The sequence below is a fragment of the Paraburkholderia sp. genome, from assembly GCF_036488795.1.
GTDB lineage: Bacteria > Pseudomonadota > Gammaproteobacteria > Burkholderiales > Burkholderiaceae > Paraburkholderia.
Map to the genome: position 1 here is coordinate 1 of NZ_DASXHA010000086.1, position 13,056 is coordinate 13,056.

The following is a 13,056-nucleotide window of genomic DNA, read 5'->3' on the forward strand; positions in this document are numbered from 1 at the left end:
CGGCATCGCCGTATTGCCGGAAACCATGGTTCGCGAAGACATCGACATGGGGCATCTCACGCATATCTTGCCTCGCTGCACCACATCGGACAGCAGCGTCGAAATTTGTCTCTTCTATTCGCACCGCGAACTTTTGCCCGCCAGACTCAGGACCTTCGTCGATTTCTGCATTGAGTTTTTCAGGTCTCCGGCGCGCTATGGCGGCAAAGATACGCAGATGGTGTTGCAAAGAGCGAGCCGTCGCGAAGACGACGAGCTGGCCACAATGTGAGATGTCCAGGCGCGCGACGGCGATTGAGAACGCGGGTGCAGAGTCAGGATGACTTTGGCTTCTGCTTATTGCCTGGCAGTCTGACCATCTTTCAGTTCACCGGGCGTCGGCAAGGTGAACTGAAAGATGGCGCCTTTCGGCGAGTTCGCTGTTGCCCACAAGCGTCCTCCATGACTTTCCACGATCGAGCGGCAAATCGGCAGTCCCATCCCCAGGCCGTTGGGTTTGGTTGTATAAAATAGCTCGAAGACGCTTTCAGGATGCTGGATGCCGAATCCTTCGCCGGAATCCTGAACGGCGATCAGAAGTTCCTCGTCGTCCATCTTGCTGGATCGGATCAGAAGCGTTCGCTCGCCGCCGTTCATCCCGCTCATCGCTTCTATGGCGTTCATGATCAGGTTGAGTATCACTTGCTGAAGCTGCACCCGGTCTCCCTGAATCTGCGGCAAGCCGTCGGCGAGCTGCACGTTGACCTCGATGCCGTACTTGTTCGCTTCACTGCGCATGAGCGCGATCAACTCAAGAATCGTTTCGTTGATGTCCAGACCATTCTTTCGTTGCGGCTCTTTCTTGAAGAACGCGCGGGTCCGGTCGACAATGTCGCTCGCGCGAGAGCTGTCCGCGACGATCCTGTTGAGCGCCTGGCGCGCCTCGTGCATGTTAGGCGGCCGCGCTGCGAGCCAGCGCAAGGCGGCACTGGCGAAGGCAGAGATCGCGGTGATCGGCTGCTTCACTTCATGGGCGATAGACGCCGATAGTTGCCCCATGGTCGCCACGCGGTTCGAGTGGGCGAGGACCATCTGAAGGTCGAGATAGCGGCGCTCGCTTTCGCGCACTTCGTGTTCCGCGCGCTTTTGCTCGGTCAGGTCGAGTATGAAAGCGACGCCCTGACCCTCGCGATCGCCGAACGCGGCCGCGCCGACCAGCACCGGCACCCGTCGGCCGTCCTTGCGGCAGTATTCTTTTTCGAACGGCCTGGCGCTTCGCGTCGCCCTCAATTCGGCCCTCGCCAGTTCGTCGCGGTGCTGCCACTCAGGCGGAGTCAGGTCCGGCCACCTGATTCGCCCTGAGAGGAGATCTTCCCGGCTGTAATCCACAATGCGCAGAAAGGCGTCATTGGCTTCGGTGACGTTGCCTTCGAAGTCCCAGATGTGGATCCCGATGATGTTGGAGTCCACGAGGCGCCGAACCTTCGCTTCGCGCTCCTGAAGATCGGCGTAGAGACGGGTGTTCTCCAGCGAAATCGCCGCTTGCGAAGCCAGCAGGTCGAGCAGCGTGGAGCGGCGCGCCGTAAACACATGCGACGTCGCCGTGTTCTCGAGATAGAGCAGGCCGCCGAGCTTGCCCTGTCTGACGAGCGGCAGGCAGAACACGGAGCGGGTCGTTCCGCGCGCCAGGTAATCGTCCTGGGAAAACATATTGGGTGCCAGTGCATCGTCGATGATGACGCTCTTTTGCGTATGGATCACGTAACGCAGAAGAGCGGCAGGAACCGCAGAGCTGGCAGGCGGCTCCCGGTTCAACGCGATGCCGTCGCCATGGATATGCGCCTCCGCCTCGATCCGGTAGCCGTCCGGCTGCTGCGGAACGATCAACAGACCGCGGTCGGCGCCTGCAGCCTGCAGGGCTATCGTCATCAGCCGCTCGATCAGGCCGGTCAGTTCGATCTCGCTGGAAAGGGCTTGGGATGCCTTGAGGAGTGTCGCGGCGTCGAACTGCCGCCCTTCGAAGTTGAGCGTCGAGGTCGGTTTGCTGCCGTCCTGACTGGCAAGACGGGGATAGTGCTCGTCGAGCTGGGCCACTTTGCCGTCGGCCCCCCAACGCGCAAAACAATGCCGGGCGTTGCGCAAATACGCGTCGGCGCTCGTCCTGAGACCGCTGGCGAGATAGAAGCGCCCGGCAAGTTCGTTGGCGATACCTTCGTGGTGCAGAAAGCCGTTTTCATGAGCGGAGTGGACCGCCTGTTCGTAGAGGCGCATGGCGTCGAGCGGGCGGCCCTCCAGACGGGCAAGCTCCGCGCACACCAGTGCGTAGCGGTTCTGATAGTTCTGCGGGCAGTGTGTGGCCCACATTTCGAACTTCTTGAGTTTTGCGGCAAGCGTGTGCCGCCAGGCTTGCTGCTGTTGCGCGGATGCCTCCGGATAAAGCGCTGTCAAGGTGAGCACGTGAAAGTAGTGAAAGGTCGCTTCGATCGACAGCGCCATCACAGAACTGAGAACCGCCTCCGCCCGGTCCGCGGCCACCAGCGCGTCCGCATACCGGCCATCGAGAAACGCAAGCACGACCTTGATGATGCGATATACGCCAATCGCGCAGCCGAAATTCGACTGGATGATGGCTTCGTAGCAGGCTGCCTCGTCGAACGTATCGTCGTTCAGCTGCAACGTGTCATTTGTCTTCCCCTGTAGACAGACGGCGAATTGCCGCTCGACCCGGATCAGTTCATAGACCGCGTCGTTGTGACTGTCGCGCGCGAGCCCCGCGTACTTGTCCGCGAGCGATTGCGCATCCTCCAGCACGGTGCCTGTTTCGAGCGTCTGCCAGACCGCGTTAAATGCGACGTTGCCGGCGAACACGAAGTCGCCGACTTCCATGCACGCGGTGGTCGCACGTTCGAGAACCGGCAGATTGGTCGCGATATGGCAGCGCCAGAAATTGACATGGGCGCCGTACAGATGAAGCAGCTTTCCAGTCAGGCGCCGGTTGCCGAATTTTTCGTTGAGCTTCAGCGACATTTCCGAAAATTGCACCGCGGTGGGGATATCGCCGATCAGGGAGACCAGCATCAACGCGTAATTGCCATAGGCGAAACTGGAGTTGTCGGTGTTGCCGTGCTGCAGCGAGAGGTTGACCGCCTTGAGCGTAATGAGCGGGTAGTACGCGGGCCGCGCAGCGAAGGCGCAGTTCATTGCCTGAAGGAGCAGATTGACGATTGCGCGGATCGCCGGATCCGTTGTGACCGGCGCCTCGGCCAGTCGGGCAATGGGGCGCCCGGCCTGATTGACGCCAACGTCGCGCAATGCATCGTGGACAGCCGCTTCGATGTCCTGATCGGTCTCGGGAAAGAGGATGCCGAAATCGCGCAGCGCAACCAGCGCGACCGCGAAGCTTTCGTCATATCTGCCGGCGAGCTGATACAGCTCGATGCGCAAGCTGAAGACTTTCGCACGATCGAGACTCGCGCGCGCTCTTGCGAGCATCATGTCGGCCAGCGCGTCGGCTTTCGCAAAGTCGCCAGCCAGATATTCGCATTCCGCGAACGCGAGATAGAGCTCGAATGTGCTGTCGTAGCGCTGCGTCCATGCGTCGGGCGACAAGAGCGCGGCTCCCTGCGCCAGATAGTTGCGCGCAGCCGCGTAGGCGGTCGAATTCATCGCGCGCCGGCCCGCCATGAGATTCAATGCAACCACCTGCTCACGCTCGGTCTGCGCCACGATCAGCGCCGCGCTGCGATTCAGGTGGTTGAGGATATCGAAGATTGCATCTTCAAGCGCTTCTGGTGCGGTCCGCGACACCAGCGCCCGGCCGATCCGCAGATGAGCGGCGGCGCGCTCGTCGGCAGGGATCAGCGCATATGCGGCCTCCTGCACCCGGTCGTGCGCGAATTCATAGGCGTTGGCCACGCGAAAAACGAGGTTCGTCCGCACGGCTTCCCACAGGTTCGCGTGCATGGTCTCTTCAGATCCGCCCTGAACCCACGTCAGTGCCGTGACTTCGGCGACGTTGCCGAGGCAGGCTAGCTGGCCCAACGCGTCTTGTGTCAGACGCGGCAAGCGGCTTAGTCTGGCCGCCATCAGATCCGCGACGTTCTCCGTAAAGCCCTTCGCGTGAATGCGCGGCAGATTCCAGTGCCACCGCGCGGCATGGTGGTCGAATGTGAGCAGGTCTTCGTCGGCGAGCGCCGTCAGAAACTGGATCGTGAAGAACGGGTTGCCGCCCGTTTTCTCATGCACCAGTTGTGCGAGCGGCCGGGCAGTCGCGCTGTCGCAGTGAAGCGAATCGGCCACGAGTTGCGTCACGCTATCGGGCGTCAGCGGTGCGAGCTCGATGTGCTGCACCTTGCCTTCGGCGCGGCTGATCGACTCGAGCGTGCGTGCAAACGGGTGCGCCGCATCGACCTCGTTGTCCCGGTAGGCGCCCACCAGCAGAACGTGCTTCACGTCCGGATGGGTGACGAGGTGAGCGAGCAGGTCGAGTGTCGCCGTATCGACCCATTGCAAGTCGTCGATAAAGAGCGCGAGCGGATGCTCGGGCCGCGCGAATACGCCGAGAAAGCGGCGAAATACGATCTGGAAGCGATTTTGCGCGTCCTGTGGCGGAAGCGCCGGCGCGCCCGGCTGCTCGCCGATGATGAGCGCAAGCTCGGGGATCAGATTCACAATCAGCTGACCGTTGGGCCCGAGCGCCTCCAGAAGTGCGTGCCGCCACGGCTCGACCTCGGCGTCGCTCTTGCTCAGCAGATTGCGCACGAGCGACTGGAAAGCCTGCGCGAACGGCACATAAGGGATGCCGCGTTTGTACTGATCGAATTTGCCGGACGCAAACAGGCCGCGCGGCGGCACCAGAATCCGGTGCAACTCGTTGACGACCGACGATTTGCCGATACCGGCATAGCCGGCGATCAGCACGAGTTCAGCACCGGCGCCGGCCACGATTCGCTCGAATGCAGTCACAAGCGCCTCGATTTGCACTTCGCGGCCATACAGCTTTTCGGGGATCAGCAGCCGGTCGGACGCGTCGTGCGTACCCAGCGGGAAGGCTTCGATGCGGTGCTGCATCTGCCATGCCGCAAGGCACGAACGAAGGTCGGCCTCGACGCCCGACGCGGTCTGGTAGCGCTCCTCAGCGGCCTTGGCGAGCAGCCGCAGAACGATGCCTTCGACAGCCGCCGGAATGCCGGCGACGCGCTCGCCGGGCGGTGCCGGCCTGCGCGCGATGTGGCAATGGATCCATTCCATCGCGTCCGAGGCGGTGAACGGCAGCGCGCCGGTGAGCATTTCGTACAGGGTGACGCCGAGCGAGTAGAGATCGCTGCGTGTGTCGATCGAGCGGTTCATGCGTCCCGTCTGCTCGGGCGCCATATAGGCAAAGGTTCCGGCGACGATCTCCGGCGGCGCGGGCGGCTGATGTTCATGCGGCAGTTGCGAGGCAATGCCGAAGCCGGTGAGCCGTACGTTGTCGTCGCCGTCGACCAGCACGTTTGCCGGCTTGATGTCCTTGTGGACGAGACCGCGCTGATGAAGCTGGCCGATCGCTCTTGCCAGGTTGACGGCGATGCGCAGGAAGCGCGTGAGTTCGAGGGGGCGGCCGAGCGCCCGACTGAGGGGCTCGCTGCCGTCGTCGTCGAGAACCAGGATGGCGGGCACGCTGCGCCGATCGAGCGCGAGAGGTTGAGCCGCCCAGCTCGAGTCGAGCAGCGAGGCCAGGGCATGCTCACGCTCGAGACGGATCAGGGTTTGCGAATCAGGGCGCGCGCCGGCAAGCACGAGCACCGAAACTGGATTGCCGGGCTGCCGCGCGCGATACAGCGAAAAGTCGCCGTCGTCGTTGAGCGGCTCCAGATCATACCCGGTGAGATCCATCCTGAACCTCCTTGTCCCGCTGCGAACCCCGTCCGCTGGCATTTTCCGCGCTTCTCGGCTGGCTGGCTATGCCTTCTCGCGCGAATCTGCACGCGGCACCCGCGCGATCGTCAGGCGTCGCGTGCCCACCTGAAGCCTGGCGAGTCCCGCATCACTCGGCTGAAGGTGACGCTGACGGCACGTTTGGAGGGGTCGCGCGGCTTGCCGAAGGATGCGTCTGTATCAATCTGGTAGCGGAGCGTGTCGCACCAAGTGGGAAAGCGGCAATCGTTACCGGAGGCTAACAGGCAGGCCTCAATCCTTTTGCGCCAGCAGGCCCTGAATTGCGGCCTCGGTCTGTGCGTAGTCGCCCTCGCCGAAATGCTGATAGACCACATGGCCTTGCTTGTCGATCAGGTAGACGGCTGGCCAGTACTGGTTGTCATAGGCGTTCCACGTTGCATTCTCGTTGTCCAGCGCCACCGGGTAACGGATATTGAAGCGTCTGATCGCCGCCTTGACGTTGCCGGTATCGTGCTCGAACGCGTACTCCGGCGTATGCACCCCGACCACGACGAGCCCCTGGTTCTGGTACTTCCGATACCACTCGGAGACGTAGGGCAGCGTGTGAATACAGTTGATGCAGCTGTAGGTCCAGAAGTCGACGAGCACGACTTTGCCGTGCAACTGTTTGATGGTCAGCGGATCGCTATTGAGCCATGTGTCGATGCCGGTGAATTCGGGCGCGGGAGAAGTCGCATCGAGCGGGCGTGCCGGCGCGCTGTGAGTCGTAGGCATGGTGGCAAAGATGGCCAGTGCGGCCAGCGCTGCGATGGCGCTCGCGATAGTGAGTCGGGTGAACATGTCAGGGTCCTTGGAGGGCGGTAAGCGGGCCTCGCACGCGGGTTTTGGGCGAACCTCGGGTTCGGTGTGGCATAGACACATTGAAACGTCGGCATGTATCTGGCCTGTGTCGTGCTGGACGCGCTCCTGCAATGTTTTGTATCGGGACGCAGCCTGGATACATTGCGACACAAAAGGCCGCGCGACGTCGGCTGTGAAGAAGCGTTACTGACGCAGAAGCGCGCTGCATCACCGCGCTGGCGCCGCGCTCGACGCCAGCTTCGCAGTTCATGCCAGACCGGCCACGGAAACCTAACGCTGTAGATCCACTGCGCCGCCGGTCTGCGACGCGCCGTCGTTCGGGTTGCCTGCGGGCGATGTCGCGGCGTAGTTCACCGCGTCGCGAGTGACCCGCACGCTGGCGGTCGCAGCCTGAATATCGGCCGGATACGACGACGTAACGCGGTGCGGGTTGTAGCCGGTCTGTTCCAGTTGAACCAGTTCGGCGCGCACCTGGGCGCGGGTCAGGGCGGTGGTGGATTGCTGCGCCGATGCGATCACCGGAACGCTCAGCAACGCGGCAACGAGTGCCAGGTACGGACTTTTCTTCATGATAGGGATAACGAAATAAATGGGAATGGATGAGTGGCGTAGCCGCGGACGAAACGATCAGTGGTGTGCGTAGAGGCTGTCCGACGTCAATACGGCCATGCGGCTGCCCGATTGCGAATGCCCGGCGGCTACGCCACCGTAGCCGGTTTGTGCATCAGCGGTGGCGCGTCGCTCGGCGCTGACGGTTTCCGCATTTTGACCGCGCTGCGAGGCAGGCGCGCCGACGGAAGCCCGATAAAAGGGCGCTGGCCCGTAGCCGCTGGCAAACACTGGAGCGGCGGCAAATACGGAGACGGAGGCGAGCAGGGCGGCAATCAGTCTGGTTTTCATGGTGGAACTCGAGTAAAGGTACGGAATCGGGGAGGGTGTTCGGCATGGCCGCGCGCAAGGCGCGACCGCACGGGCTCAGATCAGGTTGATGACCACGTCGATGTTGCCGCGGATCGCTTTCGAATACGGGCACGTCTGGTGCGCGGCATCGACGAGCGCTTGCGCGACTTCACGCTCGACACCCGGCACGCTGACGTTCAGGCGTGCCTGAAGCTGATAACCCGCGTGGTTGGTGCCGAGGTCGACTTCGGCCTCGACGGCGAGGTCGGCCGGAAGCACGACCTTCATCTTGCCGGCCGCCAGTCCCATCGCACCGATGAAACAGGCCGACCAGCCGGCGGCAAACAGCTGCTCGGGATTGGTGCCGCTGCCCGCTGTGCCAGGCGTCGACAATCTGATATCCAGATTGCCATCGGAGCTGCGCGAAGTGCCGTCACGGCCGCCTGCGGAGGTATGGGTCTTGCCTGTGTACAGGACTTTTTCGAGCTTGATCATGGTGAATCCTCGGTGAGTGGCAGATAAAAAAGTGTTTACAACGCATGCGATAAAAGCGGACGGGATGGATGATCGATCAAATGGATTGCAATGTCAAGCACACACGATGAAATCGTATGCGATACAATGCGCACCAAAGCGGTGATGCGGAGTGTGCCGGCAGGGCGTTTGTATCGCAGTGTATCTGCCGTGTGTACTGATACATCGGCTTGCATAAGCCGAGTTTGTCGACACACGCCGGATACGTCCGTGCGCTTCAATGCATCAATCCCAATCCATCCGTCGCCACGGTTGCTGATGAAGTCATCAGAAAGGAAACTGACGTATGTTCCTCATTGTTCTCGCGTATCTGGGCGGTGTGCTCACCATCCTGAGCCCCTGCGTGCTGCCCGTGCTGCCACTCGTGTTTTCTCGTGTGGATCAACCCTTCGTGCGGAACGGGCTACCGCTCCTGACCGGCATGGCGTTCACGTTTGCCGCAGTCGCCAGCCTGGCGGTGGCAGGCGGGGCGTGGGTCGCGCAAGCCAACCTGTATTGCCGTGCGATAGCGTTGGCCGGTTTCGGCGTCTTCGGCCTTGCGCTGCTGCTGCCGGCCTTTGCGGAACGACTCATGCGTCCCCTCGTGAACGCGGGAAGCCGTCTGGAGAAAATCGCCGGGGTTGATCGCGCGAATCCTTCCGCCGCATCGTCGTTCGTCATGGGGATCGCGACGGGACTGCTGTGGGCACCGTGCGCGGGTCCGATCCTCGGACTGGTTCTGACTGGCGCAGTGGTGCATGGGTCGAGCGGCGGCACCACGCTGTTACTGCTTGGCTACGCGGCAGGTGCCGCGACCTCGCTGGCCGGTGCATTGCTGATCGGCCGTCGCATTCTGGGCGCCATCAAGCGGTTCCTCGGAATGGGCGAAGCTTTTCGCAGAGGCATGGGCGGCGTGATCCTGTTTACCGTGACTGCAATGGGGTTAGGCCTCGACGCACACGCGCTTGCCCTGGCGCCTGCGGTCAATACGGCCGGCGTTGAGGATGAACTGGTGCGCCAGCTATCAGGCGGCGCCGTTTCCGCGAACCACCAGGCCGGGGCGGGCGTGATGCCGGTCGCGCTGGAGACGCCGGTCGCATCCACGCAGGCTTCGAACGCCGACTATCGGGTGGACACCTTGCGTGTTTCGATGCCGGCCGCGCAGCCGGCGCTGCCGGTAGAAGGCGTCTTGCCGCCGTTGTCGGGCGCGGTGCAATGGCTGAACTCACCGCCGCTGCAAGCAGCGGATTTGCGAGGGAAGGTCGTGATCGTCAATTTCTGGACGTATTCCTGCATCAATTGTCTGCGCACTCTGCCTTATCTGAAGGCTTGGTCGAAGCGCTATCACGACAAGGGGCTCGTGGTGATAGGCGTGCATGCACCGGAATTCGCGTTTGAGCGCGACATCGGCAATGTGAAGCGGGCAACGGCCGACCTCGGCGTCGACTATCCGGTCGCTATCGACAACAACTACGCGTTGTGGCGCGCGTTCGGCAATCAATACTGGCCCGCGTTCTATGTGATCGACCCGCAAGGCCGTATCCGCTACCACCAGTTCGGCGAGGGCGAGTACGACAAATCGGAGCAGGTGATCCGGCAGTTGCTCGCGGAAAATGGTCATCCGAGCCTGCCTGCGGTGCGCGGCGGTGAACTGGCGAGCGGCACACAGGTCGCAGCGGACGAACACGATCTGGGCTCCGGCGAAACGTATGTGGGCTACAAGGAGGCACAAGGTTTCGCCTCGCCGGAAACGGTGCTGCCGGATCAGGTTCGCACTTATAGCTCGCCCGGGGCACTCGGTCTGAATACATGGAATCTGGCCGGCCAATGGAAGATCGGCGCCGAACGCGCGCAACTCGCGGATGCGCCCGGCAAGATCGTGTTCCGTTTTCATGCGCGCGACCTGCATCTGGTGTTGGGGCCCGCGCCGGATGGCAGGCCGGTCCGCTTGCGCGTAACCATCGACGGCGCGGCGCCGGGCGCATCGCATGGTGCCGACGTAGCGGCGGACGGCAGCGGAGTCGTGGATCGCGTGCGCCTGTACCAGTTAGTCCGGCAGACCGGTTCGATACGCGATCGGACCTTCACGGTCGAATTTCTCGATCCGGGGGTGAGCGCCTACGCGTTCACATTTGGTTAAAAATGACTCACTAGCGATTAAAGCGCATGCGATATATAATGGCTCTTTCTTGACGTTTCAGCCGGGCGCTGAAGAGGACGCAGATGGACACTATCGAGAAGGCCGATCCCACCACCCCTAAGCTGGCCGAGTTCCTGTGCTTTGCGGTCTACTCGGCTAATCTTGCCTTCGGTAAGGCCTACAAGCCGATCCTCGATGAGCTCGGGCTCACGTATACGCAATACATCACGGTCATTGCGCTATGGGAGCAAGACAATCAAACCGTCGGCAGCCTCGGGGAAAAGCTGTTTCTCGAATCCAACACGCTCACGCCCATTCTGAAGAAGCTCGAGGCAATGGGTTATCTATACCGGCAACGTGATCCGGCGGATGAGCGTCAGGTGTTGGTAAGTTTGACCCGAAGCGGTCGCCTGCTGCGCGAAAAGGGCCTGGACATGAACCTCGTGGACGCATGTGGCCTGACGTCCCAGGAGTTCGGCAAGGTGCAGAAGTCGATCACTACGCTTCGCAATAACCTGATCAAGGCCGTGCAGGAGCGGGAATAAGTGCGGCGCGGCACCGGTAAACGCTTTACAAGGGTGCGGTGGCAGTCCACCCGATCCGGGCGTGCAAGGTGTGCCGGCAGATCGCCGGCGGCACGCAGCATGCGCCTCGTAGCGCCGTGCGGCCGTCGCTATTGTTGTCGTTTTAAAAACTGTGAATTCGCCGCTGCTGCGTTGATGTACAGCGCATAGTGCCTAGAATGGGTTGTGTGGACAAACGGTTCACGCGCATCAAAGTTTCAATTGAATCGCATGATTCTGCGAAGTGGAGCATCAAATGGACATCCTTGACCTCGCTCGGAAATCGGGAATGACAATTGTTCTTGACGCAAAGATCGGGCGGCAGGAATACCGTACAGTGCATGGCTCAGTCGCAGCGTTAGAGCGGTTTGCTGAACTGGTTGCTTCGTCGTTGCACGACGAACCGGTTGAGCAGGACTGATGTGCGTAGACAGCAATCGCAAACAGGAACAGCAATGAAAGACGACTCATCAAACTTTGGCAAGACCGGGCGCGTGGACGCCACGGGTGACAAGTACGACAAAGGTTCTGTGCTCGAAGAGGGTTTGCAGACGGTCCCCCAGACGCGGGAAACGGTCAGAAACTGGGCATGGACCCATAGCAATGAATCGTATGACTGGATGGACTCGCATAGTCCGTTCACGTCGCAGGACGTGTTTCATTGAATGAGCGCTCAGGGTTACGCAGGCCGGAATGGCAGTTCAGGATACGGCCGCGTACCGCTTCTGGCGGACCGCCAGAATCCCGCTAAAGACACTCTCTTTTGAGTCTCGTGGGCGCCGACGGGTCGTATTGGCGCCGCCTTGCATCTCATCGAAAATCGTTGGCTTGTCTAGCGCTTGAAGCTGGCGTGGAACTGCATGCAGGGTTCCGATATCCTGGGGCCGCGTGCCGGTGCCATGCACGGAACAGGCGCCCGATGCCCGATGCCCCTCTGGTGTAAGATAATCCGGTTCGCTGCGGCGCTTGAGCCTGCCGTAGCAGGCCCGATTCACCGCGCTCACACAGGTTCGGTCTGGTGATAGGGGCGCTCCATAAGCCGCCAATAGAACTCTGATTATTCAGGCGCTGGCTTTGCGAAGGTTGTGGTCTTTTCGAAGGGGTACAAGGCATGGACGTTGCGGACCTCAAGGTACTCGAAGCTGTTGCTCGTCATGGCAGTATGAACAAGGCGGCGGTTGAGCTCCATACAGTGCAGTCAAACGTAACAGCGCGAATCCGCTCGCTCGAGAGAGAGGTGGGGGTGGCGCTGTTTCATCGGCATGTGCGCGGTGTGAGTCTGACTCCGGCCGGGCAGCGCATGCTGCCTTATGCGGCGCGTATTGCCAAGCTGGTTGCGGATGCAAAGCTCGCTGCGCAAGACGACGGTCCTCCGAGCGGCGCGCTTACTCTGGGTACGCTCGAAACAACCGCGGCGCTGCGTCTGTCGCCCATCCTCAGCCGTTTCGCGCGAAGCTACCCACAGGTCCGTTTGTCGCTCACCACGGGCACGAGTTGCAGCCTGACGGCAGACGTTGCCGAGTGCCGGCTCGACGGTGCGTTCGTGGCCGGACCGGTGGATCATCCGGAGCTGCACGTCGAAAGCATCTTTAAGGAAGAGCTGGTGCTGGTGACTCCGCGTACGATGCGCTCGCTCGAATTGCTGCGCTCGGTTCCGGATCTCAAGACGATTGTGTTCCGTATGGGCTGCTCTTACCGTCAGCGGCTGGAGTCTCTGCTCGCGGAGATGGGCATACTCACGGCCACGCCGCTTGAGTTCGGTTCAATGGACGCGATCATTGCATGCGTGGCGGCAGGCATCGGCATTACGTTGTTGCCGCGCGGCGTGGTGAAGGGCGCGGCGGAACAGGACCTGATCGCCATTCACACCATTGCGCCGGACAAGGCCTACGTCGAGACGCTGTTCATTCACCGTCATGACGCGTATGTGTCGAGTGCGATGCGGGCTTTTGTCGAGGTCGCCCGCTCCGAACACGGGGCACTGATGGTCGCCGCATAAGCGGGATACCTGCTGATACCACTGACGCGCCATGGTGCGCGTGGCTTCGAAGCTGCACACTGCGCGCCGTGTGCAATTTGCGGCACACCGTTTATGCGGTCGACAGCTCCGGTGCTGTGTCCTGACGGTATGCCCGATGAAACGAGAATGAATATGCCTCCCCATCAACAATGTGCTTTTCGGGGGGCTACCGAGAACGACAACGGGATGACAACCGAATTATC

At 61.5% G+C, this 13,056-nt stretch carries 10 protein-coding genes and 1 pseudogene; 6 read left to right on the plus strand and 5 right to left on the minus strand.

The window, feature by feature from the left end:
- Positions 1–271, plus strand: a pseudogene (locus VGH41_RS11535) (LysR family transcriptional regulator); the annotation flags it as partial.
- A 65-nt stretch (positions 272–336) separates the two neighbouring features.
- Here VGH41_RS11535 and VGH41_RS11540 read toward each other — a convergent pair.
- The 5 genes from VGH41_RS11540 to VGH41_RS11560 all read right to left on the minus strand — a co-directional run bounded on the left by VGH41_RS11540 (position 337) and on the right by VGH41_RS11560 (position 8,112).
- Positions 337–5,853: a trifunctional serine/threonine-protein kinase/ATP-binding protein/sensor histidine kinase gene (locus tag VGH41_RS11540; RefSeq protein ID WP_331597552.1), complete on the minus strand. Its 5,517-nt coding sequence runs from the start codon at positions 5,851–5,853 to the stop codon at positions 337–339.
- 294 nt (positions 5,854–6,147) lie between these two features.
- Complete coding sequence (locus VGH41_RS11545) at positions 6,148–6,696, minus strand: thioredoxin family protein (RefSeq protein WP_331597553.1); 549 nt, start codon at positions 6,694–6,696, stop codon at positions 6,148–6,150.
- A gap of 291 nt (positions 6,697–6,987) precedes the next feature.
- Positions 6,988–7,287 carry a DUF4148 domain-containing protein gene (locus tag VGH41_RS11550; protein WP_331597555.1) on the minus strand — a complete coding sequence of 100 codons (300 nt, stop codon included), beginning with the start codon at positions 7,285–7,287 and terminating at the stop codon, positions 6,988–6,990.
- 57 nt (positions 7,288–7,344) lie between these two features.
- Positions 7,345–7,617, minus strand: a complete 273-nt coding sequence (locus tag VGH41_RS11555; protein WP_331597556.1) for a hypothetical protein — start codon at positions 7,615–7,617, stop codon at positions 7,345–7,347.
- A gap of 75 nt (positions 7,618–7,692) precedes the next feature.
- Positions 7,693–8,112 carry an organic hydroperoxide resistance protein gene (locus VGH41_RS11560; RefSeq protein ID WP_331597557.1) on the minus strand — a complete coding sequence of 140 codons (420 nt, stop codon included), beginning with the start codon at positions 8,110–8,112 and terminating at the stop codon, positions 7,693–7,695.
- A gap of 325 nt (positions 8,113–8,437) precedes the next feature.
- On the opposite strand from VGH41_RS11560, the gene VGH41_RS11565 reads away from it, so the two are divergent.
- The 5 genes from VGH41_RS11565 (at position 8,438) to VGH41_RS11585 (ending at position 12,832) form a co-directional block, all read left to right on the plus strand.
- Positions 8,438–10,270: a cytochrome c biogenesis protein DipZ gene (locus tag VGH41_RS11565; RefSeq protein WP_331597558.1), complete on the plus strand. Its 1,833-nt coding sequence runs from the start codon at positions 8,438–8,440 to the stop codon at positions 10,268–10,270.
- An 83-nt stretch (positions 10,271–10,353) separates the two neighbouring features.
- On the plus strand, positions 10,354–10,815 hold the full coding sequence (locus tag VGH41_RS11570; protein ID WP_331597559.1) for a MarR family transcriptional regulator: 462 nt from the start codon (positions 10,354–10,356) through the stop codon (positions 10,813–10,815).
- A 274-nt stretch (positions 10,816–11,089) separates the two neighbouring features.
- Positions 11,090–11,254, plus strand: a complete 165-nt coding sequence (locus VGH41_RS11575; RefSeq protein ID WP_331597560.1) for a hypothetical protein — start codon at positions 11,090–11,092, stop codon at positions 11,252–11,254.
- Positions 11,255–11,288: 34 nt separating this feature from the next.
- On the plus strand, positions 11,289–11,498 hold the full coding sequence (locus VGH41_RS11580; RefSeq protein WP_331597561.1) for a hypothetical protein: 210 nt from the start codon (positions 11,289–11,291) through the stop codon (positions 11,496–11,498).
- A 446-nt stretch (positions 11,499–11,944) separates the two neighbouring features.
- Positions 11,945–12,832 (plus strand): LysR family transcriptional regulator, encoded by an 888-nt coding sequence (locus tag VGH41_RS11585; protein WP_331597562.1) that lies wholly within the window; start codon positions 11,945–11,947, stop codon positions 12,830–12,832.
- The last annotated feature ends 224 nt before the right edge of the window (positions 12,833–13,056 follow it).